Below are 22,721 nucleotides of genomic sequence, written 5' to 3' on the forward strand. Positions count from 1 at the left end.
GGGTCAGCTCTGAGTGAGTCCGTAGCGCACGAAGCCATAAATAGCCGCTGCGAGGCACACGAAACCAAGTAAGGCCACGACAGTGCCAGACACCTTTCGTATGAGGATGCGCGTCTTGACGTCGGGATCGAACAATGTGGCGGATACCCGCGCATGGAGGATCCAGCAGCCAGTGCCAATCAGGTTGGCGCCGCCGCCCAACAGAGCGACAGGCCCTTTGGGAAACTGTAGTTCCCGAGTCAGCGCCACCGCGAACACGGTAAAGCCTGCGTACGTGAGCCACTTATACCACTGGTCAAAAGGCTTGAATGCGTCCATGCCTGGCATCCTATCATCCTGGTAGTCAGGAACTCGAAGCGGTCACTTCCTGTGCCGGATGGCCCAGCGCAGGGGAGGGGTAAGGGTGTCCTCGTACCGCTGCAGGAACTCCAGGAACCAAGCCAGCAGCACCATCGGGGTGCAAACGAGCAGGCAGTAGGGAAGGATCAGCCACCAGCGCCAGTTCAATGCGGTGTTGCGCAGGATCATTTGGCCTCCTTGGCCTTGGCCTTCTCGACCGCACGGATCTCGCGGAGCGTCTTGCGGATGATCCGGCTGCACTGCATGTCCGCGTGCTTTGTGGCCCGGTGCACGCTCTCGATACCGCTGGAGATCTTGTGGGCGAGGCCCATGTCACCGCGGGATCGGCGCACCAGTGCGAGGGCTTCCTCCATCATGCTGCGTGCTTTGTTGAGCTGGTTCTTGGCTTGCTGGAGGTTGTTTACTTGTTGGGTCATGGTGCTGCCTAGGTAAAGGTACTCACAACTGCGCCCGGCCCACGCTGAGATGTGGGTCGCCGGGGTGTGACGGATTGGGACTGCCCTCCGTATCCAGGCGCATGTGTGAGAACCGTCGTTGCTGTTCATGGTCGTGCCCGGCCCTCTCCACGAGGGTGCCTGGCAGGGCTGGTTTAGGGCTGCCACCCGTTATCCAGGCACGCCCATCAACAGCATCCAGAGAAGCCCGGGGCAGTACCCCGGGCTCCTGATCTTCTGCGAGGCATTCGCAGCCTCCCTGTCGATCAGTCGTGCGCTGGCTTACTGGCTGAACAGGGTCTTGCGGCCACCAGCAGCAGCGGCCTGCTGGAACGGCGGCTCTTCTTCAGCAGCAGCGCCGTCGGTCGACTCGCCATCGTTGGCAGCCGGAGCGTCAGACGCAGCAGCGCCAGCGCCGAACAGCGACTTGCCCGAGGTCTTGCGGACTTCGGTGGCCGGCTTCTCGGGAGCGGCTTCCTCGTCGACGTTGGCGGTCGCCGTGGAGATCGGCGCTTCCTTCACGAGCGTGACGGGGGTCGGCTTGGACACCTTGGCGCTGGTTGCGGGGGCGGGAGCAGCTGCGATCGGCTCGGGCTGAGCCACCACGGCGACCGGTGCTGCGGCGGCGAGGCCAGCGCCAGCGAGCGCCAGGTGGCTGATGTCCACTTCGGCACTGATGCCGTTCTCACCACGGCCCGCCTTGAAGTCGATGGTAACTTCGGTACCGGGCTGCAGGCTGATCATGCCGGTCACGTAGGCGCGGACGGCGAGTTCGAGTTCGTTCTGGGAAAGCGTGAGCTTCATGGTTAGACCTTTGCGTAGAGACGCATGAGATTTTGGAAAACAGACGTCCGTACGCCTGCGTGAATGGCTGCGGTGGCATCGGCCACGTGTTCGGCTTTGCTGCTGATCTTTCCCTGGTGTGTGGGAAAGTTCGCTTCGGGATAGAACTCGATCGCCTTGGCGATCATTTCTTCCTTGGTCGCGTTTTTGTTGCCGGTGAAGACTTGCTTCACCTCGGTGGGTGTCACCTCGATGAGAGGGATGCCCTCGGCTCGGATGGCTCCCAACACGCCGACGCAGATCCCGTAGGACGCCATCGCACGTGCGCTCTGTGAGCCGACCGGAACTTCCACGAACACGCACTTCGCCTTGCGTGCTGCGGCCAGTGCGGCAGCAGCGAGTTGCTCAGCGATGTGCAAGTCCGTGGAGTTCTGCCGCACCTGTTTCCCCTTCAGATCCTTGACCGAAACCAAGGAGAGAAGGGGAGTGGTCAGGCACCCTGTCGTGAGGTCCAGCTGCGCTTCTGAGAGTCCCCAGTTGCGCAGCGAGGGATCCATGCCGACGACAGGGATCAACATCAGCCGAACAGGCTCTTGCTGGCCTGCTTCTGGCCGCCGCCGATGGCGTCGTTGGCAGCCTTCTGGCCCGGTGCGCCGACCTTGCCGGCCTTACCGGTGGAACGGTCACGGGTGACGCCCTTGTTCTTGGCGCCCCACTTGCCCTGGAACTCGGCGTTCTCGACCTTGAGCGTGAACTCGCTGACCGTCTTGCCGGTCTCGGCGTGGAACACCTTGTCGATGATGTTCTCTTCGCGGGTTTCGCCGCTCGGCACGTACGTGTTGGTGGCCTCGTTCTTCACGTTCTTGTCGACGATCTGCTTGAGGATGCCGAGCGTGATCGGCTTGCCGTGCATGCTGACGACGGCCTGCACCTTGGTCGGCACTTCGGCCTTGGCGTCGAAGTCGTACAGCTTGACCACACGCTCCTCGATCTCCTGCTCGTTCAGCGGCACGCCGGTGGACAGGAGAGCCAGGTCATTGGCGGTGGTGAAGCCCGGCAGCGGGTTCTTCTTGCCAGCCTTCTCGTAGTAGTTCTGGCCCTGCTTGTTGGTGACGTACAGGGTCTCGCGGTACTCGCGGCCTTCCAGGTCGACGACCACGGTCATCGAGTGGGCACCGCCCGAGGACTTGCCGGCGTAGGCCAGCTTGATCGTGCCGGTGTAGAGGCCCGAGTCCATGGCACCGCCGCCGCCGAGGACGTCACGGGCAGCTTCGAGGCCTTCGGACTTCAGGCCACCAAACGGATTGTTGTTGCTCTGGTTCATGTGTTTTCCTTACGCGTAATACTGGTGGAGGTGGTTGAGCAGCTTCTGGACATCGTTGTCCATGAAGGTCTCGGAGGTTTTGAACAGACCCATCGGCGAACGGATGCGCTCATGCACCGTGTCCTTGGTGAGCTTGGTCTGGAAGACATACTTAAAGCCCAGCGCTTGCTCTTCCTCGCTGATCTCCAGCAAGTCGGAGGCGTAGCCTTCAAGCTTCTTGACGGGCATCTTCTTGGCTGCAACCACGCAGCTGAAGTACGCCTCGATGCCGTTGTTCTTGAGGGAGCCCTTCACAGGCACCTTGGTCTCAAGAATCATGTCGTTCTCGTTGAGCTGGGTCAGGGTGTGCGCGGTGAAGATCACGTTGCAGGTGGACTTGGCCACCTTGTCCTGCATCAGTGCCTTGAAGAACTGAGAGAAAGCACCCCACGCCTGCATCGTGTTCGGCGACGTGATGACGTGCACCGACTCGAACATGTCGAGCAGGAACGTCAGCGAGTCGATGATGACCGTGTGAACGTTGCCCAGCTTGCCCTCGGCGATGGCGTCGAACGCCTCGAGCACCTGGTACGGATCGGTGATGGTGAATTTCTGGAACTTGTTCGGGAACGGCAGTTTCTTGCCGGCCTCGCAGTTCAGGTAGACCACACCGGGCTGATCCACCAGGTTGCGCAGCGCCGCGGATTTACCCGCAGCGCTGGCACCGGCAATCAACACGAGGTTGTCGTTGGTGATCTGTTGCATGTGCTTTCCTGGTTCAGGGGGTTTGTGCGGCCGCAAGCTTGCGGGCCACGGTGATCAGCACCGTCTGACGGAGCTCGTCGTCAGGCAGCTTGTTGTCGAGCTTGGCGTTGAACTCGATGACGCGGCGCTCGATGTCCTGGTAGCTGAGGCGACCGGTGTCCACGAGCATCATGGCGAAGCGCAGCATCTGGTTATTGCGATTGCCGTTCACCATGCGCTGGGCAAACCAGCGTTCCGCGTTGTCGAGGTTCTCGAGCTTGAGGACGGACGCCTTGTACTCTTCGTTCCTCGAGGTCTTCGGGATGAACTGCAGGGCATCGAGCAACTCGCCCTCGTTGTACCAATGCTGGCCGGGGAAGGTTTCCCACTTGCGCTCACGCTGTCCCGTGACGTCATCCACCTCGAATGGCAACCACGAAAAGACGTTCGACATGAACTCGCGGAACTCCTCGCCATCGAGCTCCAGCCGATAGTTGATCGGCATGACGATGCGGAAGCGGTTCGCCTCGTCGGTGCTGCGCTTGGTCGTATACATGAGGAATGTGTAGTCCTTCAGGAGCTCGCGCACCTGAGCGGCCTGGATCCCCTTGTCCACGTCGATGACGACCATGTCGAAGCCCTTGATGACGTTCTCACCAGCGCGGTGGCCTTCGCCCAACTCGCCACGTGCAAGCGCGTGGTTGAGCCAGTGCATGCCCGGTGCCTGGGTCAGCTCGTGCATCCGATCGAACGGCACCCGCTCGCTGCGATAGCGATAGGCGACGTGGTCCGAATACGAGAGGGTGACGGCCTCGAGCGAGGTCTCCTTCAGCGTTTCACCGCGGAAGAAGTCGATGCCCTGCTCGAAGGTCTTCTTGACGATGATGTGGTTCTTGTAGCCCCAAGCCATGGCCAGGTTCATCATTTCGTTGCGCGCCGACTGGCTGCCCTTGTAGAAGGGCAGGGACTCGTTCAAGTCCGCGTGCGTGAGCTCGCTGCCCGCCGTGGCCAGGTACTTGGCCAGCTTCACGTAGTTCTTCTCGCGGCTGAAGATGCGCTCGAAGGACGTGCCCGATTCCTCGACCAGCTTGATGGCGTAGTAGAGGTGGTCCATGGTCAGCTCGGCGGACTCGTCGATGAACGCCAATGCGCCGGCGAGCTTCAGCGTCTTGAAGTAGCGGTGGCTGATCTCGGCCTTCTTGATCTCTTCGTGTTCCGGCAGGCTGTCGGCCAGGCGCTCGCAATCGATGCGATATTCCAGGAGCTCGATGCCTACCTCGTCCGGGAGATAGATCTTCCAGCCGAACTTGGCTGGATCCGCCAGCAGGGTGAAGTGGGTGGCCCACTTGTCGACCAGCGCCTCGTTGGAGGTGTCGGTCAGCTGAGCGTAGATCTGTGCCGGGGTAAGGCTCTCGCCAGCACGGATGCGGTGCCCGTAGGCGAAGATGCAGCGGCGGGCGTAGCCCGTCTCCAACATGCTGTAGAACTCATCTTCTGTTTTGCCGCCGTCGAGTAGCTTGCTCGGCGTGCCGAAGAGCAGCATGTTGGTCGGTGTCTTGCCCTCGAGTTCTTCACTGCGCAGGCTCTCGGTGGTGTTTTTGGTCAGCTTCTGCTTCACGAGGCCCTGGTCGTACAACTCCAGGAACACGTTCAGCACCTCGGTGGCACCCACCAGGTTGGAGCCGATTTCGTCGATCTGCAGGTTGATGCTGCCGGCGTTCGCCATCAGCAGCTTCTGGCGCATCTGCTTGACCGCAGGCGCCGTGCCCGAGTCGAAGGTGAATGCCAGTGCGCCCAGGCGATTAAACTCGCCCTTGACCTTCTCTAGCTCCGTATCGAAGTCGCTGTCCGTCTTGCGCAGCAGGCGCTCGTTGGCGATTTCGTTGAGGCGCTGCTCCGCGACAACCGGGAAGGTGTCATTCATGAAACGATCCCGGAAGCCGCGGATGAAGCTCTCCTCGAGGATGCCCACGGAGTGGCCCTTGCCGGAACCAGACACTGCCAGCGACAGCGCATAGATGTTCACCGGCACAGAGCCGCGGTCCTTGGTTTCGATGGTGGCTCGCATCGAGCTGGCCATCTTGCCCAGGAAGAAGCAGACCATCATGCGGAAGAAGCTGCGGTCAGTGTTCTGGGTCTTTTTGCACAGCACATCCACGATCTCTTCGATGCCGGGATGGTGCTGAATGGTGGCAAGGTCTTTCATGGGGATCTCGTCGTCAGATAAGGAGTGAGCCGTCGGCGATGAGACGGTCTTTCTGTTTGCACACGCTGAAAGCGGCGCAGTAGAGGCAGGCTTTGACGGTGCCGGGCACCATGTCGACGCGGCCCTTTCCGCCTTTCTCCGCCATGAACTGGCGGGCAGCGAGGGCGTTGTCGAAGTTCTTCGTGCTACGCCCCGTCGCGTTGACGTTGGCGTAATACTTGTAGACAGGTTCGGAGCGCCAGAGCTCGTCCTCGTTACACTCGGGGATCTCGTGGTCTGGCGCGTCCATGTACTGCTTGAGGAGAGAGAGACGATTCCGGATCCACTGGTCCGTCTCCTGCACGCTCATCAACGTAATGCTGCGAACAGGGACTGCATGAGGGGGATAACCGGGTGTGCGCTTAGACTCAGCAGAGCTCCAATCAAGGAGCAGATACTGAATAAGAAGCTCATCATGGGTAACTTTCTCCGGGTTGAGCCAGCGATAGATGCTGCCTTGTAACTTCCAACCCTCGACGCTTTTCTGGCTCTGGTAGGCCCAGACCGTGGTGCTCTTGGCATCCCGCAGTCGCCAGTCGATGATGAGATCGACCTGGCCACTGACGATGAATCCAGCGACTTCCTTCTCGCTGCGAAACTCCGTGAATACCGGAATCGTGTCGGGCTCGATTTCCTCCGGGTTGATCCGTACTGCGTCGATCACACGCTTCGGGAAACCCAGCTTCGCCAGTGACGACCGGTAGTGCTCCTTCCAGGAGTGCTCGATGCCACGGTGAAGGACGTGACCGATGGAAGACTTCACGCGATCGAGCAAGTCGACGGTGCGTTCTTCCAGCGGGACTCGGCGAGCCAGCACCGTCTGCCGGATCGGCTTGATCAGTGTGGTGACCGAGATGTAATTGGGGCGGGTGTCGTAGGTGTACTCGTCGGTGGCCAGCCAAACTGCTGCTGCGAGGTCCAGACCGGCGTTATTCGTGATGCGTTGTTGCATGTAGGCTGCTCCGGAAGGCGCGCAACTGTATCAATAAAAAAGGGACACTCCAACAATGGAATGGCCCTTTCTTGGTTTTGCAGTAACGTCAGTTATTTACGGGCGCTGGATCGGCACCACGTTGTTGTCTTTGACTCCAACAACATCAGCCGTGTCCACTTCCTGGAGCTGCGGACGGTTGCCCGGGATGTTGGCCTGGCTGCCCCAGAACTCTTCGTCGGACATCTCGCCCAGCGGCAGGATGTTGAGGAGCACGACCTCGAGGGCCTTGAAGCTCTCGTCCTCGACGTCGTTACGCACCTGCATGGCGGCACTGTTCTGCAGCTGTTGCAGGCGCTGGGCCGGGAAGGTGTCGACGTCGGCCTTGCTGAAGAGCTGGACGCGGTGGGTGCTGACGCCCTTCTTGGTGGAGAAGATGACCTCGGCCAGCACCAGCGAGTAGCGGTAGCGCTGAATCGGTGCCGGCGTTGTCGCCATGTCGATCAGCTGTTCCTGGTTCGAGGCGGTGTCGGTCTGGTTGGTGTCGTTCATTGGTTCAGGTGTTCCTGTGCGAGTGAAAGGATCTGGTCACTGCCCGCCCCGTTAGGGATGGTCAATTCGTTGGCCCACGTGGGGAAGAAGATGGAGAGCTCTCCACCGAGCTTGACTTGGTCGTGCTGGATCTCCGGTAGCTCCTGCCACTGCACCGCCTTGACCAGGCGATCGTTCACCCACGCCAACAAATCGGCATCGTCCCGAACCAGGTAATACTGGGCATCGTGGATGTGGGCGCAGGGACGGATCTCGTGAGCCCACTTGGACTGACGGACCTGGCGCATGAAGTCGGTACCGGCACGGGTGTTGAGCAGGCCGTAGGATTGGCCCAGGGCATTGCCCGCGGTGCGTCCCTCCGCCGATGCCTCGTGAGGCGTGCTGCGCGTTCCTAGGATCGTCTGCGCCAGCATCGGCGTGCGTAGCCGCAGCCCGAAGGCGACGGTCACGTAGCCGCACTGGGAGGCTTCCTCGAGGCGTGCTGCCACCCACTGGTCCGACACCACGTAGAGCTCGTGGTAACGGGCCTCGATCTGCTCGGCCAGCTCCTTGCTGAACCCGCAGTTCTTCATCAGCGTGTGGGCCGTGCCCTGATAGGTCAGGGCGAAGGTCGGTGCCTTGGAGTCCTGGCGCTGCTTCTTGTACTTCGTCTGGATCGAGTTGATGGACTCGACCGTGTCCTCGATGTCAGGCATCTGATTGCCGAAGTAGGCATACGCACGCAGCGAGTGACCGTCGTAGCCGTCGGTGTAGACCTTCAGCTTGTTCGGATCCTTCGTGGTGAGTGCGCTGATGCGGTCTTCCAGAGAGGCGAAGTCCAGGCCGATGAACAGCCAGCCGTTCGGTGCCTTGAACATCTTCTTGATGGTCTTGGCGTACTTGGTGCCGGTGCTCGGGATGTTCTGCAGGTTCGGCTCGTTGGAGCTGAGCCGACCCGACAGCGTGCCGCCCAGGTTGAAGAACCCAAACAGGTAGTGCCAGCCGTCCGGTGCCCGAGGCGCTGCCTCGAATGCCGGGATGAAGCTGGTCAGGATCTTGTCCACCTGCTTGAAGGCCACCAGGGCGCCAAGCAACTCGCGCTGCTCGTCGGTGGTGCAGTGGTGAACCAGGGCCTCCAGATCATCCATGCCGGTGGCGGCCTGGCCGGTCGGCGTCCGAGACAACACCGGCAAGCCCATGACCTCGTGCAACAGATCCTGCAGCTGCGGGCTGGAGTTGAGGTTGAAGACCTCCTTGGCATCCGCCAGGGAAACCCGCTTCACCTTCAGCTCGCTGTTGCGCTTGGCGACCCAGCGTTCATTGAGACGCAGGGTGGCCTTGGCCACGGCATCGGACGACATAATCGCGGCAATGGCTGCATCACGATCGGCTTCCATCTCCGCCTTGCCGGCGGCGACCGCGGCCATGTCCATCGGCATGCCCGAGAGCTGCATCTGGATGATGTCCTTGAGCGCCGGAAGGAACAGGTTCCGGTAGATCTCGTCCTGCTGGTCGTCGATCACCTTCTGGCGCCACTTGTTGTAGACGTACCAGGTGGAGAGCCCGTCGACCAGGTTGTACTCGAGGAGCTGGGGCAGCGGAACCACGCTGATGTCCTTGACCTCTACCGCATAGTTGCCGGCGTATTCCTGCGCCTGCATCTTGAGGCTGAGCTCATTGCCCGCGCACGAGTTGGTGGCCAGGTAGGCCAGCAGCAGCGTGTCGTCCATCTGTCGGGTCAGCTGCTCGATGCCAAACAACATGCCGGAGCTATCCAGCAGGTCGTGCATGAACAGCTGGTACACCAGCACGTACACGTCGAAGTTGCCCTTGTGATAGAGCGTCTGCGCGTTCCGGTGGATGAAGAAGTTCTTCAGCATCTTCCGGATGAGCTGAGCTTTCTCCGGCGGATTGTCCTTGTCCACGGCGAAGGCGATGCCCTCGGTCTGGGACCAACACATCGTGATGGTGCCGAGACCCGCGTTGTAGTGCTTCAGGCCGTAGGTCTCGATGTCGACCGCCAGCGGCACGTTCTGCAGTTTCATCAGCCACGCCGAGATCTCCTCGATCGTGTCGGGATAATCGGCGTAGTGGATGATGGCGCTGCCCGGCGGCATGTAGGTGTTGCTGCGGTGATCACGCACCGCCTTCAAGCCCTGTTCCACTTTCTGGCTCAACGATGGGTCGTAGATGATCTGCGATGGCGATGGCACGTAGACCACCGACATGTGCTTGAAGCCCTCGATCACGCAGGGGAAGACATAGCCGCCGATCGTGCTGACCTTCTGCTGCTTGGTCAGCACCTTGAACAGGGAGGCTTCGGTCACCAGCAGGTAGTCGGTCTGCAGGCTGCACAGCACCGGCAGCAGTTCTTTCAGATACGCGAGTAGCTCAGGGTTCTTTGCTTTCGACGCAGTGGTAATGGCGTAGGCAACCGTGTCCTTGGCAAGGCTGCCCAGGTAGTTGGCCAACTCCCGTTCCCGAAGATAGCGGGTCAGCAAGGCCACCGGGTAACGGTTGGTCTCTTCGCCGAAAACGAGGTACCTCATAGCAACTTGTATCCCAGGTAAAGGTCGATGATGTCGCCCACCTGTGCGTACAGGCGGGTCAGGCTGGCGTTCCAGATGGGCTCGCCGCCCTGTTTGGCTGCTTCCTGCAGATCAGGCGTGGTGCGGGGCAGGTCGATGTGCGTGCTGGTGGAGAACGCCAGCAGGCGATCGGGAAGCATGTCCCGCACGTCCTGCCAGGACTTCGCACGCATCACGATCGAGCCCAGCACCTGCCGGATGCGATCGAGATCCGCCTGCATCTCCTTGGTGGGTTTGAGCCAGGCCAAGAAAGTCGGCAGGAGCTCCGGCGCCAGCGACTGTGGTTTGCCCTTCACTCGCGTGATGGGAAGCACAACGCCGGTATCGAAGTACACGTCTTGCCCGTACAGAAAAGCGTTGGCACCGGTATTACTGCGGTGCGCAGCGCTGATCTGCTCGAACTGCCCGGCCATGGTGCGTTTGAATGGCGCAGGCAAGGCATCACACAACTGCCTGGAAAACTCTCGGAGTTCGTCAGGGGCGCACATGATGGTGTCCTCAGCGGTAGCGGGCGGGGAGCTGCCCGATGAAACAGATGCGGTGGGTGGCACGGGAGCAAGCGACGTACAACATGCGGGCCGCCTGCGCTGGATTCGTGCAGGTGCCGATGTCGCCCAGATCCACGAAGGCGGTGTGGTAGGTCGAGCCCTGTGCCTTGTAGACGGTGCAGGCATCACGCGGACGCAGATCTGCGATGTATTCCTTCAGGTTGAAGTGCGGCACCCACTCCTTCAGGCGAGCCAGCTCCTTGACCATGCCGCGGTATTCGTTCACATCGACCGGGACACGGAAAATGCCCACAGGCGTGTGCACGAGGTAGATCGGCAAGAAGTAATCTTTGCCGCGCACATGGACAGCCCACGGCTCCGAATGGGAGACGTCGAGGATCTCGACGTCCTGCTCAACACGGAGCATGGGGCGGTTGCTCTTCGACCCCATGCCATAGGACATGGAGTTGGAGACCGCCCACTCACCCTTGGTCCAGCGCTCCGGCAGGTTGCGTGCCTGGCGGAGGTACCCGTTCATCGCAAGCACCTTGGCGTTGGTGTAGCAGAGGATGCGTGCATCGGCCTTCATGTCGTGCAAGAAGGTCTTGCGGATCTCCTGCTCGGCCGCCGCTGGATCCAGGAATTGAATGGAGGTGTCGTTGCCAACCATGGGCCGGAACACACCTGTCTCCACGGTCTCACGCAGCTGCGAACACAGTGCGGTGATCTCCGGGGTGTGCTGCGAGCGCACCACGGTGTTGAGGTAGACGGGATCGTTGTCAGCGAACACTGGGCTCATGGTCTCCATGACGGGAGCCATCTGGCAGTGATCGCCGACGTAGATGATCTTGCAGTTGAGCGTGCACTGCTCGATGTATTTGCGCAGCTGCGTGTCGACCATCGAGCACTCGTCGACGACGATCAGCGTGTTCTCGACCACGTCTGAATTGCCCTTGCGGGTGATCTTGGACTGGCCGCTCTCGAAGTCGTTGACGACACGCAGACCAAGGTAGCTGTGGATGGTGCTGGCGGTGATGCCGGTGGCTTCCTGCAGCACTTCCGCAGCCTTGTTGGTGGTGGCGGTGAGCGCCCACTCGGTGATGGGCTTCTTGCCCAGCAGGCTGCACATCAGGGCCGGGTCTTTAAGGCTCATCAGGTGCTTGAGCAAGGTGGTTTTGCCCACGCCGGCGGGACCGGAGATCACCAGCTCGGGCTCGGGTGAAACCATGAAGGCGGTAAAGGCCGCTGCTGCGGCCTGTTGATCGGCATTGAGGGTAAGCATGGATGTTCCTGCGTGCCCTCATCCGGAGGGCACTGATTAGGGAATGAGGTGCGGGGCGTTCTTCTCGGCAGCGGCGTAGTCATCGCGGCAGCCGGCGTCGCACCAGCGTTGTTCGGTATCGGGCATGGGCTCTTCGCACCACAGACACTTCCCGGTCGGCTTCGGGCCGGTGGGCTTGCGTGCTCGCACGAGGGAGGACAAGAGGTGCTCCTCGCGCAGGGAAGTGAGTTCAACGTCGTCCATCTGAAAAATCCCAAAGTGAAGGGGACCGACAAAGCCGGCCTCAAGGTAACGTGTTGTTGGATAGTTTATGGGGTTTTTGTTGGAGGCTGCGCATCATCGTCGGATGCGATGGCCTTGTCCAGCCACCAGAGCAGCATCTTGAGGCCGAGCACGACTCCAAGAACTAAGCCCATGGGAACCAGGATGCTCAGCAGGAACCCACCCAGGACTAGCCAGATCATGGACGGGTCCAGACACCACGGCGGGAAGCCTGGATGACGTAGTTGTGCAGGAGATCCTGGAAGGCTTCGCCAACGTCGTCTTGAGGGATCAGGTCTGCACGGATCCGGCGAGCGAAATCACGCAGCGTTTCCATCAGCAGACCGTGCTCGGTCTTGTACTTGGCGTTCTCGCGCTCGGTCATGAGCGCGGTCTGCAGGTAGTTGGCCAGATCCAGCGCCTCTTCCAGGCCATGCTGGAGCAGTGCTTCATGGCCCAGGCCTGCATCACCAAGGGTGACGCCGTACTTGCCCACGCCGACACGCTCACGCTCAGCGAGCATGTCCATGTTGGCCTGGATCGGCTTGCTGGGGAGCTTGATGTTGACGAATTGATTCATGCAGGTTCTCTCGAAAGTGCGTGGTGCCCAGGGAAAAGGACCGCCCGGTGAAGGGCGGTAAGGACGGCACGGAGGGAAGGTTTACGACTTGGTGTAGACGGTCTTGCCGTTCACCGTGCGTGCGATCAGGAACTCCCGTCGATGCTGGGCGCTGTAGGAGACATGCACCCACTGGCCGAACTCTTCGATCAGCTGGTCGAAGGGGAGGTTGAATTTGCGGATGGCGCTGGCCAGCTCCGCCGGGGTCATTCCCTTGACGTTGATGTCTGCGGCCTGGCCGACACAGTGCTGGCTGTTGCTGGCTCCGCCGATGGCCACGTTGAGTGCCTTGCTGCGGTAGCCCGAGGACACCAGGATCGCCTTGCCCAGCCGCTCACGCAGCGGGTCGAGCACATGGGAGACCAGGTCACGCAAGCACCCGATGTCCCAGTCCGAGGGAACGTTGGCGATGCCACGGCGAGTGGCCTCCTGCGAGATGGTCATCTCGTGGAGGGTGAAGTGCTTGCCCAGCACGATATTGCTGAACTGGTTCTCGGCAGGGGGCACGGCGGGCTCCATCTGTTATTGATGGACGCAAGTCTACAACTACTCCAACAACGTGGTAGCCTGCTGCTTTCCCTGGTGCCGCGAGGAGACGCCTATGTTTGGACGCATTACCAAGCCGGAAGTGGCTGACGTGCATATGCCGGCAACGGCCGCTGACCTACCGCGCCCGCCCAACAAGCGCTGGCCGCACTACCTCGCTGAGGCTGCGGTGGTCATCGTCGCTGGTATCGTGCTGTTCTGGTTGACTCGCTGAGCCCGGCAACCAGGCACAAAAAACCCCGCCAATGGCGGGGTCTCTCTTTGGTGCTGTGGATCCGGTCAGCTGTGCTTGCGGATCTGCATGTAGCGGGCCTGTGCAACGATCAGCTCAGCCGCTGCCAGGGTGACCTCGTCGATGGGCTCCTGGGTGCTGGCGTCAGCAGCCCGGATGACACGAGAGGCGATCTGACGATCCTGCGGATTCGGCTCAGCTCCACGCGGCTTGCTGAAGAGGGACGGGGTGGCACCCATATCTTCCTTGGTGGGCAACGGCAGCGAGCTGCTCGTTCCGGCCGGCGCCGCCTGGTACGAACCGTTGAGGATCTTGTAGAGCGAGCTCTCCGAGATCTTGAAACGCTTCGCCAGTTTCTGGGCGGTGATGCCTTCGTCCTTCAGCATGCGGATCCGTTCGCACTGCTCCTGCGTGAGCTTGGAGGGACGTGCCATGACAACCTCTCTTGCATCATTGGTGGAGGGGCCACGAACGTACATTATCCAATGTTAAAGATGTGTTAAATATAGACCATCACATCAATTATTTTTACGGAATACGTATTCACCCCGCAGAACCTTGCGGATCGTGGTGTCTGACACGTCGAAACGACGTGCCAGATCCATCGTTGAAGCGCCGCCTTTTCGGGCGTTGATGATCCGCCGGCACTGCACAACAGTGAGGGGTTGCTTGTGCCTGGGCCGTGCGCACCGGGCGCTCATACAGCGACAGGTGCCTTGATGGTGGGGTGCGGATCGTACCCGACCAGCTCCAGATCCGAGAAGCGGAACTTGTCGATGTGGTAGATCATTGGGTTGAGCCGCAGCTCCGGCAGCGGGCGTTCCTCACGGGTCAGCAGCAGCTCCACCTGCTCCATGTGGTTGGAGTAGATGTGCGCGTCACCCAGCGTGTGGATGAACTCGCCCACCTTGAGACCGCAGACGCTGGCGATCATGTGGGTGAGCAGAGCGTACGAGGCGATGTTGAACGGCACGCCGAGGAACACGTCAGCGCTGCGCTGGTAGAGCTGGCAGCTCAGGGTGTTGTTCTGTACGTAGAACTGGAACAGAGCATGGCAGGGTGGCAGCGCCATCTGATCCAGCTCACCCACGTTCCAGGCGCTGACGACCAAGCGTCGGCTGTCCGGGTTGCGCATGATCTCGTTGATGACGTCCATGATCTGGTCGATCGTCCGGCTGCTGTAGCCGCCCTTGGGCCAGCTGCGCCACTGCTTGCCGTAGACGGGACCGAGATCACCGTTCTCGTCAGCCCACTCGTCCCAGATAGTGACGCCGTTATCGCGCAGGTACTTGATGTTGGTACTGCCGCTGAGGAACCAGAGCAGCTCATGCGCTACGGCCTTCCAAGGCACGCGCTTGGTGGTGAGCAGGGGGAAGCCCTGGTTCAGGTCGAAACGCATCTGGTAGCCGAACACACTGCGGGTACCGGTACTGGTGCGGTCAAACTTGTCCGTGCCGTTCGCCAGGATATGGCGCAGCAGGTCGTGATACTGCTTCATGTGGGTTTTCCCTGGTGGGGGTTACTCGAACGCGTCCACGCGGTAGTAGGGCAGCGCTTGCGTGCCCAGACCGATTGGGAGAGATCCCTTGCGGGCCACGAGGCTGGGGTTTTCCCAGGCGGCAGGGATGCGTTCGATACGGCCGCCCAAAGCGACGAACTCGTCGGCGTTGCTGGCGGGGATGTTTTGATTCACTGGTTCGGCCGATGCGGTGGTGACACGCTGCTTGGCCAAGGTTGCCGGCGGGTCAGTGACGACCTGGCAGACACGGGTGGTGCCTTGAATATCGCAGACCAGGACACCGCGATCCTCGAGCTGGCTGAAGCGGCGAGAGACGTGCCGCTTTGCGGTGGTGCATTTGACGCCGAGCGCGTTGATGGCTTTGGCTGTCGTGACACCACGCCGGTTTTGGCGAAGCCACGTAAACAACTCAGCGTCTAGACGATCGTATTTCAGCGCCATGCCCACTCACATCGAATTTGAAACCCCCCGTCTCGTGGGGAGCGAACCGCCTGTTCCTGGTATTTGGAAGTCAAACTTTAAGGCTCCCTTCCTTGATCCTTGACCGCCCCGTGGCAAAGCGATGGGGGCAGGGTGGTCAGGACATACCGGGCTTCGATCCTGTCAGGTTGCAGGACTGGAGTAGGAGCCCCCCAGGCAAACGGGATCATGCAGGAATTGATGGAGTGCTGTCTACATAAATGACATCCCCATATGGAGGCGTCCATTTAGGGTTGTCGTAGCACAGCCAGAGCACCGCAACGCCAGGGATTTGTGGAGGGATGTTGCACCACATATCCGAGAACATGACCATGGCCGTGACCTGTAGCTTGCGAGCCAGCTCGAAGACCTCGGTCATGTCGGTACCGCCGCGCCCGGTGATGCACAGCCCACTGATGTCGTCCTCGTTGGAGAACTCCCAGGTGTTCTGGATCTCCGTGTCAAAGGTGACCACGGTCATGCGCTCAGGGTTGTAGGCCTCCTTGGCGCCCTTGAGTTCGGAGTTGAAGATCCGGAGCTGGTTCTGGGTGACGGAGCCCGAGACGTCCAAGGCCCACAACAAGTGAGCCAGGCCTTCTTCACCACCCGGGCTGGGTAGGTAGATGTCCTGGTACCGGCGGTTAGGGATCCGCCAGTTGAAGCCCGACTCACTGCGCTCAGTGAGCCAGCGAGTCATCAGGCTCTGCCACGGCAGCTTAGGGTTGAGCAGCTCGTCTAGCATCTCGGTGAACGTGCCGGGCAGCTGGCCAGCCTCTCGATCGCTCATCTGGCTCATCGTGGTGGCGCGCACCACTGCAGCCATGATCTGGGCCTGCTCCTCGACCGTCAGCGGTTTCGGTGCATCGTCTGAGTCTCCGGAACCACTCCCACCGAGCGGGGAGAAGTCGTTGCCGAAGGGCAGCTCGACCTTGGTGGAGTCAGCCACCAACTTGTCGTAGATCTGCTCGGCGCTCATGTCCCGGTACTGCGGGTCGATGAGGCCCATCTTCTTGCTGGTGCCAGGCACCAGGTCGAAGTGGTAGCCGTTCTCCTCGAGCATGATGTTGATGGCGTAATCGCCGGCCATGTTCCAGATCTGGAAGTTGCGATCACCCACGCGGGCCATGTGCATGTAGGCGATGTGCCACAGCTCATGCGCCAGCAGGGTGACGCGCATCTTTTCCGACAGGCTTACGAACCAGGTCGGATTGACCCGCAGCTCCAGCCCGTTGGTACAGGCCGTCGGGATACTCTCGTCCCAGACGAATTTCAGGCTGCAGTAGATCGTGGAGAGGAAGGTGCTGGCGTGACCCTGAAACAGCCCCAGCACCGCCTTGTCGAGCGCCTTTTGCTTGTCCATCAATTTCGTTTCCCGTTGGCCCGGTTGATTTGCAGAACGAACATCAGCGCCATGCGGTCCTCTGAGTTGAAGACCCAGCTCGAGTAATGACACCAATGCTGGAATCGCCCTGACCACTTGATGCGTGGTTTCATTCGAGATCGTTCCACTCAAGGATTGTGATGTCGCCAGAGGCGACTCCCAGCACGCGAAGATTGCAGGTGGATTCGTAACCCCAGTCGTTGGCCGTTTCCCGCAAAGCTGCCTCAACGGCGCCATCGCTGTTGGTCGCCTCGTGGCTGCTAATGTGTGTTGTGCCGTAGCCGTTCGGCTGCTGAACGAACACGGTGAACTTGGCCAGCGCTTGCTCTTCCATTATTTGATCTCCCGACGCCGCAGCAGTGTCATGGTGGTTTATGGCATTGGCTTGTGAGTGTTGAAGCGTGGGTTGGCATGCATGACATTGCCCGTGCATAGAGCCTTCATTGGGGTGCGGATTGGCGTCGTATTTCGCCAGTGCAGCCAAGGCCATTGGAACGAGGGCCGACGCAATCGGATTACCCTCTGCATTGGCTACGCGGACTCGGGCAACGATCAGCCGTAAGGATTCGGCAAGCCTGTCGGTAACCATGGTTGTGTGTGGCATTGCCGATTCCTCACATATGTTTGAGCAGTTCTTGGAACATGCCGCTGACGGCCTTGTGGCGCATTAGTTGTGGCTGGCGCTGATGCACCATGCGCAACATGACCACGCGGTGCTCCACGGGGTAGCGTTGGATGTAGATGGCCAGGTCATCGGCCGTCTTGTCGGTGAAGTGGTCAGCGACCACGGTGGACATGGCGAACTTGGTGCTCGGTTCCTGCGGTACCGGCGCCGACTTCGGATCCTTCAGGATGTCGCTCATCTTCGGCAGATCCGCGTAGATTTGTGCGAACTGCACGAACTCCTGCGCCACGCCGGCGGAGACGGTACCGGCCAGCAGCGGGATGTCGCTGTTGGTGATCGACTCGCCCTTGACCAGGCGATGTGCGAACTCCCACGTGCGGGGGCAGGCGAACGTCTTGTCCTGGTGATCGGGCTCGAACTTGTGCAGGTAGTCCGGCTTGAACTCGAGGAAGCCGATGATGCGGCTGTCGATGCCTTGCTTGCTGGCCCACTGCATCCACTCGCGGTGGTCGCAGCGCATCTCGATGTGAACTAGACGCGACTGCATGGCGGTACTCGTACCGTGCACCACGGCACGATCGGTCTCGAGGTTGCCGGCGCAGGCCAGCAGCACCTTCTTGTGCAGGTTGCTCTGACCGACCATGCGGTCGAGCAGCAGCTTGTAGGCAGCCGCCTGCATTTGTTTGCCCGCCGAGCTGATCTCGTCGAGGAACAACAACCAGCCCTCGTAAGGCTGGCCATCGGGGTGCAGCGGCAGCTCGTCACCTTCGAGAGGGAAGCTGGAGAACGGGGAATACTCGGCCCGACCATCGTTGGTGAAGCGAGGCAAGCCGTGGAGATCAGTGACGTCGCACTGGCTGAGACGCAGGTCAATCAGCTTCAGGCGGTACTCGTCGGCGATCGACTTCATGATGTCGCTCTTGCCGATACCCGGGCTGGAGCGGACATACGGCACGAGGCCGGCGAGCAGGCAGCGCACCACTAGAGCACGGGCCTTGGAGGGAGGGACAGTGAGGTGGGAAAGCGTTGCCATAGGATTCTCTGGTTCAGGTGGACAAAAAAAGAGAGCCCCTGGTGGGGCTCCCGTTGTTGGAGTAGTTGGAAAGATTACTACAGGAATTTGTAGAGGGCATAGCCCTCCAGTTCCCAGAGCTTGTTGGTGACCTTCTGTTCGGCGTCCTTGCGGGCGAACTGCTCACCCTTGGCCTGGTCGTAGTTGGCCGGATCGACGCACGCCGAGTGGCCGGTGGCCAGGTAGAAGGTGCCGTCCAGGTACGCATGCACGAAGGTGCTGGTGGTGCCCAGGGGGCGGTTCTCGACGCTGTAGATCACCCGGGCCTTGAGGGCGTTGATGTCGTCCAGCGTCACCCGCACGTCGCTGGGCGAGCTGCGGTTGGGTTCGGCCTGGTTCTCGCGGGTCTTGCGATCGGCGTCGGCCTTGACTTGGTAGGGCATCCACTGGGCGTAGCCGCCATCGGACGGCGGAATCACATCCAGGGGGATGATCTCGACCTCCTCGACGCCGGTGATGAAACCCCGGTGGTCGTTGACCTGCAGGTTGACCTTGCCGTCCGGGTGGACGAACACGATGCCGGCATCGCACGGCTGGGTGTCGTCGATCGTCATGACGCCACTGTCGCGGCGGTGCTTGAAGTACCAAATGCGGCGACCGATGGTCGGGGTGATCTGGCTCATGCCTGCTCCCCTTCGACTTCGATCCAGTCCTCAGCCAGCACGTCGGTCTGACTGGCCAACCACGGTACCCGGGCGCCCGGGGTGTTCTGGGCGTCCTTGGGATAGGACATGAAGATGTACGGGAGCGTCATCTTCGAGTGGGCGTCGGGGCGCTGCAGCTCAAGCCACAGGCCTTTGCCGTTCCAACCCTGACGGGCGACACGGCGACCTTCCTTGAGGGCCTTCAGCGCGGCGCCGAAGTCCATCGTTCCATTACTCATGCGGTGGTTCCTGTTGCGAGGGGGACTGGCGTTCGCCATGGACGAAGGTCAGCCCGGTAAGGTCGTGGTACCCGGCGTTGTAGAGCAGGGAGTGGACGACGAAGGCGGGGCGCGGGGGCAGCTGGCTGATCGTGCCGATCAGCTCACCGTGGTCTTCGACCCGGTGATCGAGGAAGTAGATGGTCTCCTCGACGGCGCTGTAATAGACGTATTTCAATGCGTCGCTCCGAATCGGTTCGAGTACCCTTTGGGGACTCGCATTCGGCAACTGGGTACCGGTCTTCAGCAACGTTGGGCAACTTTGAAAAAGCTGCACCAGAATTGCACCAGAACGGCTACAAACCGCGCTAGAATGCGGTCTGCTGATGCCCCCCTTGGGCACCAATAGAAGTTTCAGGGAGTCTCAGTGAGTCTCATGAAACGCACTAAACCCCGCATTCTGCGGGGTTTTTTGTGTCTGCCGTTCTCAGGGTGTCTCAGCAGATCCCAGAATGTTGTGTATGCTCTTGTGCATGAACATGGATTTCATACACAAGATGGTCCCCGCTAATGCCTAAGCATGCAAAGCCTCTTACGGAGTTTGAAGTCCGCAATGCTAGAGCGAAGCAAAAGGCTTACACGCTTCCGGATGGCAAGGGGCTCTACCTTCAAGTCAGCAAGGCTGGATTGAAGACGTGGGTGGTCCGCTATCGACTTCCGGGTAGCAAAACAGCCACACCGGCCAGCATCGGCTATTACCCTGCAATGTCGCTGGCAGATGCGCGTGTACGGGCAATCCAGATTCAGCAGGACGCTAAGGCCGGGAAGGCGACTCCGGGTGTTCGTAAGGCGCAGCAAATGGCTAGTGCGTCTGATGCCGCCGAGGATGAAGCACAGAGGCGTGCTGAGGCAGAGGCCGAACGCACCACACTGAAGGCGACTGCGCGGCGATGGTTGGCGGATAGCCAGCCTCATTGGGCGGAGGAAACGTACCGCAAGGCCCGGCTCGTGGTGGAAGGGTACTTTGTCGAAGAGATTGGTGACTTAGACATCCGCAACTTGCAGGTTAAAGACTTTCGGCCGCTGCTTCTCAGGATGAATGAAGACACACCTCAGCTTGCAAGAAAGGCGAGACAATTTATCGGTCGGATAGTGGACCAAGCTATCGACGAAGGGCTAAGGCCTGAGGAAAGTAGATTACGGCTAGATCGACTGCTTCCCACTCGCCGCGCTGGTCATATGCCTGCGGTCACTGATGATGAGAGTCGACTGGGTGATCTGATGCGGGCGATAGACGGGTACGGCAACCGGGTGGTGCGTGCAGCCCTGCTTCTAGCTGCATGGACCACCGTGCGATCGGGAGTCGTTGCAAGCGCTCGTTGGTCAGAAATTGATTTGGAGCGCGCAGAGTGGCGCATACCCGGCAAGGAGCCAGATGGGCGAAATCGCATGAAGACCGGCGTCGACTTCGACACGTCCTTACCGACCCAAGCCATCGAAGCGCTTAAGGAAATGCAACAACGAAGCCATGGCGCTGAGTATGTCTTTCCTCCGCAGGCTAGGCAGAAGTCAGCACATCTCTCACGTGATTCCCTAAGTAAAGCGCTGCGCGACTTGAACTTTAGAGGTGAGCATACGACACATGGCTTCAGGGCATCATTTCGCACCCTTGGGCGCGAACGGCTCGAAGTCGATGTTGATGTATTAGAAGCGCAGCTGGCGCATGCTCCAAAAAACGAGCTCGATGCCGCCTATGCTCGGGTCAAGTTTCGAGAGAAGCGGCGGCTAATAGTGCAGTCGTGGGCTGACTATTTGGATGAGTTAAAGACCGGAAGCAGTGTGCTAAGGCTTCAGCGTACAGCTGGCTAGAATGTGCTCGGGGCGTCTTCAGTTTCTCTGGATGCCTTCCGCTTGTCGCTCTCTTTGCTTTCATGGCAACCCTGCCTCGGAGCGAGGCTCTGAAGCCGAGACCTTCGGTTTTGCCGGGCTGTCGAGTAAAAGTGAGGATTGCAGCCGCCAAGCTAGCTTGACAGAAGTGTGGCTCCTATACTCCAACCATTCGTTGCGATAGCTGAGGGGAGCATGGACGCAACCTTTGTTCACAATGTGATCTTTAGGAACAGGCTGCACGAAAGCGGCGGACAAGCTTTTCAGGATGTCTTCAATCAGCTGATGTCTTTCGCCTACGAAAGCTATGTATCAGTTGCGCCGTGGGGATCGCAAGGAGATCGAGGCAATGATGGGTACGTTGCCACTGAGCAGCGTTACTTTCAGTTGTACGCACCGACTAGTGCCTTCAAGCCCGTCGATGTTCTCACTGCATGTCATAAGGCAGAAGAGGACTTTTCGAAGCTCTTGTCGACGAAGACAGCCTTAAGGCGTTGGCACTTCGTGCTTAATGACCGCTTCAAGGGATTGCCGGAGCCGCTTGTTCCTGTCCATGAGGCTATTTTGGCGGATCATCCGCAATTGGATGAGTGCTACCCGATTGGCACTCAACATCTGCTTAAAAAGTTCATCGGCCTTCCTGCAAATCAGCAAGAGTCGATTATTGGTGGCGTTCCATCAAACGTTCCCACCAATTTGGACTTGAGCAGCTTGGGTGACCTTCTTGTCGATCTGGCCAATAGTAAGGACTCGCTCGTGATTGGTGGAATAAAGCCACCAGCAATGTTCGAAGCAAAAGCTGTTTTCAACGGCTTCTCCGATGACGCGAAAAGCCTGCTTCTCAATTACGCGCGCCAAAGCCACATAGTGGACAAGTTTCTGGATGCTCGCGATACGTGGTGGCGTCAGACGGTTGCTGAAGACATACGCAGTAGATACATGTCATTGAAGGATGAACTATCGGGTGACGAAAAATTGCTGCAGTTGGTTGATGCTCTTATGCCAGCCATTGCGGGTAGTCCCCCCGCAGAACCCTCGGGATCAGAAGTAGAATTTTCTCGTTGAGAGGATTCTACAGAATGAAGAAGTCGAGATTTACGGACAGCCAGATCATGGACGCGCTGAAGCGCGTGGAGTCGGGGCTGGCAGTACCGGACTTATGCCGGGAGCTGGGTATCAGCACGGCGACGTTCTACAAGTGGCGATCGAAGTACGGCGGCATGGATGTCTCACTGATTGCCCGAATGAAGGAGCTGGAGGCCGAGAATGCCCGGCTGCGCAAGATGTACGTCGAGGAGAAGATCAAGGCGGAGATCGTTGCGGAGGCGCTCGCAAAAAAAGACTGAGGCCATCTCGTCGGCGCGAGATGGCCATGCAAGCGGCGTCTAGTCGGGGCGTGTCGATCCGGCTGGCATGCGAGGCGTTCGGGATCAGCCAGAGCTGCTATCGGTACGTCGGCCAGCGGAATGCCGAGAACGAAGAGATTGCGAACTGGCTACTGCGTCTGACCGACAATCATCGGAACTGGGGCTTCGGCTTGTGCTTCCTGTACCTGCGTAACGTGAAGGG

28 protein-coding genes and 1 pseudogene are annotated in these 22,721 nt (G+C 59.9%); 4 read left to right on the forward strand and 25 right to left on the reverse strand.

The window, feature by feature from the left end; genetic code table 11:
- Positions 1-3: 3 nt before the first annotated feature.
- The 16 genes from JHD67_RS03235 to JHD67_RS03310 all read right to left on the reverse strand — a co-directional run bounded on the left by JHD67_RS03235 (position 4) and on the right by JHD67_RS03310 (position 13,076).
- Positions 4-318: a hypothetical protein gene (locus JHD67_RS03235; RefSeq protein ID WP_199097244.1), complete on the reverse strand. Its 315-nt coding sequence runs from the start codon at positions 316-318 to the stop codon at positions 4-6.
- Between the two features lie 42 nt (positions 319-360).
- Entirely contained in the window at positions 361-528 is a 168-nt protein-coding gene (locus JHD67_RS03240; RefSeq protein WP_199097246.1) for a hypothetical protein, read from the reverse strand.
- Positions 525-776 carry a hypothetical protein gene (locus tag JHD67_RS03245; protein WP_199097248.1) on the reverse strand — a complete coding sequence of 84 codons (252 nt, stop codon included), beginning with the start codon at positions 774-776 and terminating at the stop codon, positions 525-527. The genes JHD67_RS03240 and JHD67_RS03245 overlap by 4 nt, the downstream gene beginning before the upstream one ends.
- 300 nt (positions 777-1,076) lie before the next feature.
- Positions 1,077-1,598, reverse strand: a complete 522-nt coding sequence (locus JHD67_RS03250; RefSeq protein ID WP_199097251.1) for a hypothetical protein — start codon at positions 1,596-1,598, stop codon at positions 1,077-1,079.
- 2 nt (positions 1,599-1,600) lie between these two features.
- The gene (locus tag JHD67_RS03255) at positions 1,601-2,155 is read right to left on the reverse strand and encodes a hypothetical protein (protein WP_199097253.1); all 555 of its coding nucleotides are present in this window, start codon (positions 2,153-2,155) and stop codon (positions 1,601-1,603) included.
- Positions 2,155-2,901: a hypothetical protein gene (locus JHD67_RS03260; RefSeq protein WP_199097255.1), complete on the reverse strand. Its 747-nt coding sequence runs from the start codon at positions 2,899-2,901 to the stop codon at positions 2,155-2,157. The genes JHD67_RS03255 and JHD67_RS03260 overlap by 1 nt, the downstream gene beginning before the upstream one ends.
- 9 nt (positions 2,902-2,910) lie before the next feature.
- Complete coding sequence (locus tag JHD67_RS03265) at positions 2,911-3,645, reverse strand: AAA family ATPase (RefSeq protein WP_199097257.1); 735 nt, start codon at positions 3,643-3,645, stop codon at positions 2,911-2,913.
- A gap of 13 nt (positions 3,646-3,658) precedes the next feature.
- Positions 3,659-5,830 (reverse strand): hypothetical protein, encoded by a 2,172-nt coding sequence (locus JHD67_RS03270; protein WP_199097259.1) that lies wholly within the window; start codon positions 5,828-5,830, stop codon positions 3,659-3,661.
- Positions 5,831-5,843: 13 nt separating this feature from the next.
- Entirely contained in the window at positions 5,844-6,821 is a 978-nt protein-coding gene (locus JHD67_RS03275; RefSeq protein ID WP_199097261.1) for a hypothetical protein, read from the reverse strand.
- Positions 6,822-6,917: 96 nt separating this feature from the next.
- Positions 6,918-7,352 (reverse strand): hypothetical protein, encoded by a 435-nt coding sequence (locus JHD67_RS03280; RefSeq protein WP_199097263.1) that lies wholly within the window; start codon positions 7,350-7,352, stop codon positions 6,918-6,920.
- Entirely contained in the window at positions 7,349-9,880 is a 2,532-nt protein-coding gene (locus JHD67_RS03285; protein WP_199097265.1) for a DNA polymerase, read from the reverse strand. The genes JHD67_RS03280 and JHD67_RS03285 overlap by 4 nt, the downstream gene beginning before the upstream one ends.
- A complete protein-coding gene (locus tag JHD67_RS03290; RefSeq protein ID WP_199097267.1) occupies positions 9,877-10,407 on the reverse strand; it encodes a hypothetical protein in 531 nt (176 codons plus the stop codon). Before JHD67_RS03290 ends, JHD67_RS03285 begins: the two co-directional genes overlap by 4 nt.
- Before the next feature lie 10 nt (positions 10,408-10,417).
- Positions 10,418-11,689, reverse strand: a complete 1,272-nt coding sequence (locus JHD67_RS03295; RefSeq protein WP_199097269.1) for an AAA family ATPase — start codon at positions 11,687-11,689, stop codon at positions 10,418-10,420.
- A 308-nt stretch (positions 11,690-11,997) separates the two neighbouring features.
- A complete protein-coding gene (locus JHD67_RS03300) occupies positions 11,998-12,153 on the reverse strand; it encodes a hypothetical protein (RefSeq protein WP_199097271.1) in 156 nt (51 codons plus the stop codon).
- Positions 12,150-12,530 (reverse strand): hypothetical protein, encoded by a 381-nt coding sequence (locus JHD67_RS03305; protein ID WP_199097273.1) that lies wholly within the window; start codon positions 12,528-12,530, stop codon positions 12,150-12,152. The genes JHD67_RS03300 and JHD67_RS03305 overlap by 4 nt, the downstream gene beginning before the upstream one ends.
- Before the next feature lie 81 nt (positions 12,531-12,611).
- On the reverse strand, positions 12,612-13,076 hold the full coding sequence (locus JHD67_RS03310; protein WP_199097275.1) for a D-Ala-D-Ala carboxypeptidase family metallohydrolase: 465 nt from the start codon (positions 13,074-13,076) through the stop codon (positions 12,612-12,614).
- 94 nt (positions 13,077-13,170) lie between these two features.
- Between JHD67_RS03310 and JHD67_RS03315 the strand changes: the two genes are divergently transcribed.
- Entirely contained in the window at positions 13,171-13,329 is a 159-nt protein-coding gene (locus JHD67_RS03315; RefSeq protein ID WP_199097277.1) for a hypothetical protein, read from the forward strand.
- Between the two features lie 65 nt (positions 13,330-13,394).
- On the opposite strand, the gene JHD67_RS03320 is transcribed toward JHD67_RS03315, so the two are convergent.
- The 9 genes from JHD67_RS03320 to JHD67_RS03360 all read right to left on the reverse strand — a co-directional run bounded on the left by JHD67_RS03320 (position 13,395) and on the right by JHD67_RS03360 (position 19,503).
- Positions 13,395-13,781: a helix-turn-helix domain-containing protein gene (locus JHD67_RS03320; RefSeq protein WP_199097279.1), complete on the reverse strand. Its 387-nt coding sequence runs from the start codon at positions 13,779-13,781 to the stop codon at positions 13,395-13,397.
- A 263-nt stretch (positions 13,782-14,044) separates the two neighbouring features.
- Positions 14,045-14,845, reverse strand: a complete 801-nt coding sequence (locus JHD67_RS03325; protein ID WP_199097281.1) for a thymidylate synthase — start codon at positions 14,843-14,845, stop codon at positions 14,045-14,047.
- A gap of 21 nt (positions 14,846-14,866) precedes the next feature.
- Positions 14,867-15,307, reverse strand: coding sequence for a hypothetical protein (locus tag JHD67_RS03330; protein ID WP_199097283.1), 441 nt, complete (start codon positions 15,305-15,307; stop codon positions 14,867-14,869).
- A gap of 205 nt (positions 15,308-15,512) precedes the next feature.
- A complete protein-coding gene (locus JHD67_RS03335) occupies positions 15,513-16,685 on the reverse strand; it encodes a VWA-like domain-containing protein (RefSeq protein WP_199097285.1) in 1,173 nt (390 codons plus the stop codon).
- Positions 16,686-16,815: 130 nt separating this feature from the next.
- The gene (locus tag JHD67_RS03340) at positions 16,816-17,310 is read right to left on the reverse strand and encodes a hypothetical protein (protein WP_199097287.1); all 495 of its coding nucleotides are present in this window, start codon (positions 17,308-17,310) and stop codon (positions 16,816-16,818) included.
- 10 nt (positions 17,311-17,320) lie between these two features.
- On the reverse strand, positions 17,321-18,364 hold the full coding sequence (locus JHD67_RS03345) for a hypothetical protein (protein WP_199097289.1): 1,044 nt from the start codon (positions 18,362-18,364) through the stop codon (positions 17,321-17,323).
- Positions 18,365-18,441: 77 nt separating this feature from the next.
- Positions 18,442-19,026, reverse strand: coding sequence for a Gp49 family protein (locus JHD67_RS03350; protein WP_199097292.1), 585 nt, complete (start codon positions 19,024-19,026; stop codon positions 18,442-18,444).
- Positions 19,023-19,286 carry a DUF2829 domain-containing protein gene (locus JHD67_RS03355; RefSeq protein WP_199097294.1) on the reverse strand — a complete coding sequence of 88 codons (264 nt, stop codon included), beginning with the start codon at positions 19,284-19,286 and terminating at the stop codon, positions 19,023-19,025. The genes JHD67_RS03350 and JHD67_RS03355 overlap by 4 nt, the downstream gene beginning before the upstream one ends.
- Complete coding sequence (locus JHD67_RS03360; protein ID WP_199097296.1) at positions 19,279-19,503, reverse strand: hypothetical protein; 225 nt, start codon at positions 19,501-19,503, stop codon at positions 19,279-19,281. The genes JHD67_RS03355 and JHD67_RS03360 overlap by 8 nt, the downstream gene beginning before the upstream one ends.
- A gap of 332 nt (positions 19,504-19,835) precedes the next feature.
- Between JHD67_RS03360 and JHD67_RS03365 the strand changes: the two genes are divergently transcribed.
- From JHD67_RS03365 to JHD67_RS22255, 3 genes and pseudogenes are all read left to right on the forward strand, one after another.
- Positions 19,836-21,134, forward strand: a complete 1,299-nt coding sequence (locus JHD67_RS03365) for an integrase arm-type DNA-binding domain-containing protein (protein WP_199097297.1) — start codon at positions 19,836-19,838, stop codon at positions 21,132-21,134.
- A 213-nt stretch (positions 21,135-21,347) separates the two neighbouring features.
- Positions 21,348-22,217 (forward strand): ABC-three component system protein, encoded by an 870-nt coding sequence (locus JHD67_RS03370; RefSeq protein WP_199097300.1) that lies wholly within the window; start codon positions 21,348-21,350, stop codon positions 22,215-22,217.
- A 14-nt stretch (positions 22,218-22,231) separates the two neighbouring features.
- Positions 22,232-22,721, forward strand: a pseudogene (locus JHD67_RS22255) (transposase); the annotation flags it as partial.

Origin of the sequence: Dyella sp. ASV21 (genome assembly GCF_016428975.1) — a bacterium.
Lineage (GTDB): Bacteria > Pseudomonadota > Gammaproteobacteria > Xanthomonadales > Rhodanobacteraceae > Dyella.

Bases quoted from the DNA above. Each gene is read 5' to 3' on its own strand.
- JHD67_RS03270 (WP_199097259.1), bottom strand. From the start codon at position 5,830: ATGAAAGACCTTGCCACCATTCAGCACCATCCCGGCATCGAAGAGATC.
- JHD67_RS03250 (WP_199097251.1), bottom strand. From the start codon at position 1,598: ATGAAGCTCACGCTTTCCCAGAACGAACTCGAACTCGCCGTCCGCGCC.
- JHD67_RS03260 (WP_199097255.1), bottom strand. From the start codon at position 2,901: ATGAACCAGAGCAACAACAATCCGTTTGGTGGCCTGAAGTCCGAAGGC.
- JHD67_RS03350 (WP_199097292.1), bottom strand. From the start codon at position 19,026: ATGAGCCAGATCACCCCGACCATCGGTCGCCGCATTTGGTACTTCAAG.
- JHD67_RS03345 (WP_199097289.1), bottom strand. From the start codon at position 18,364: ATGGCAACGCTTTCCCACCTCACTGTCCCTCCCTCCAAGGCCCGTGCT.
- JHD67_RS03305 (WP_199097273.1), bottom strand. From the start codon at position 12,530: ATGAATCAATTCGTCAACATCAAGCTCCCCAGCAAGCCGATCCAGGCC.
- JHD67_RS03300 (WP_199097271.1), bottom strand. From the start codon at position 12,153: ATGATCTGGCTAGTCCTGGGTGGGTTCCTGCTGAGCATCCTGGTTCCC.
- JHD67_RS03335 (WP_199097285.1), bottom strand. From the start codon at position 16,685: ATGGACAAGCAAAAGGCGCTCGACAAGGCGGTGCTGGGGCTGTTTCAG.
- JHD67_RS03365 (WP_199097297.1), top strand. From the start codon at position 19,836: ATGCCTAAGCATGCAAAGCCTCTTACGGAGTTTGAAGTCCGCAATGCT.
- JHD67_RS03290 (WP_199097267.1), bottom strand. From the start codon at position 10,407: ATGTGCGCCCCTGACGAACTCCGAGAGTTTTCCAGGCAGTTGTGTGAT.
- JHD67_RS03280 (WP_199097263.1), bottom strand. From the start codon at position 7,352: ATGAACGACACCAACCAGACCGACACCGCCTCGAACCAGGAACAGCTG.
- JHD67_RS03235 (WP_199097244.1), bottom strand. From the start codon at position 318: ATGGACGCATTCAAGCCTTTTGACCAGTGGTATAAGTGGCTCACGTAC.
- JHD67_RS03255 (WP_199097253.1), bottom strand. From the start codon at position 2,155: ATGTTGATCCCTGTCGTCGGCATGGATCCCTCGCTGCGCAACTGGGGA.
- JHD67_RS03315 (WP_199097277.1), top strand. From the start codon at position 13,171: ATGTTTGGACGCATTACCAAGCCGGAAGTGGCTGACGTGCATATGCCG.
- JHD67_RS03275 (WP_199097261.1), bottom strand. From the start codon at position 6,821: ATGCAACAACGCATCACGAATAACGCCGGTCTGGACCTCGCAGCAGCA.
- JHD67_RS03355 (WP_199097294.1), bottom strand. From the start codon at position 19,286: ATGAGTAATGGAACGATGGACTTCGGCGCCGCGCTGAAGGCCCTCAAG.
- JHD67_RS03340 (WP_199097287.1), bottom strand. From the start codon at position 17,310: ATGCCACACACAACCATGGTTACCGACAGGCTTGCCGAATCCTTACGG.
- JHD67_RS03245 (WP_199097248.1), bottom strand. From the start codon at position 776: ATGACCCAACAAGTAAACAACCTCCAGCAAGCCAAGAACCAGCTCAAC.
- JHD67_RS03240 (WP_199097246.1), bottom strand. From the start codon at position 528: ATGATCCTGCGCAACACCGCATTGAACTGGCGCTGGTGGCTGATCCTT.
- JHD67_RS03295 (WP_199097269.1), bottom strand. From the start codon at position 11,689: ATGCTTACCCTCAATGCCGATCAACAGGCCGCAGCAGCGGCCTTTACC.
- JHD67_RS03285 (WP_199097265.1), bottom strand. From the start codon at position 9,880: ATGAGGTACCTCGTTTTCGGCGAAGAGACCAACCGTTACCCGGTGGCC.
- JHD67_RS03265 (WP_199097257.1), bottom strand. From the start codon at position 3,645: ATGCAACAGATCACCAACGACAACCTCGTGTTGATTGCCGGTGCCAGC.
- JHD67_RS03370 (WP_199097300.1), top strand. From the start codon at position 21,348: ATGGACGCAACCTTTGTTCACAATGTGATCTTTAGGAACAGGCTGCAC.
- JHD67_RS03325 (WP_199097281.1), bottom strand. From the start codon at position 14,845: ATGAAGCAGTATCACGACCTGCTGCGCCATATCCTGGCGAACGGCACG.
- JHD67_RS03330 (WP_199097283.1), bottom strand. From the start codon at position 15,307: ATGGCGCTGAAATACGATCGTCTAGACGCTGAGTTGTTTACGTGGCTT.
- JHD67_RS03320 (WP_199097279.1), bottom strand. From the start codon at position 13,781: ATGGCACGTCCCTCCAAGCTCACGCAGGAGCAGTGCGAACGGATCCGC.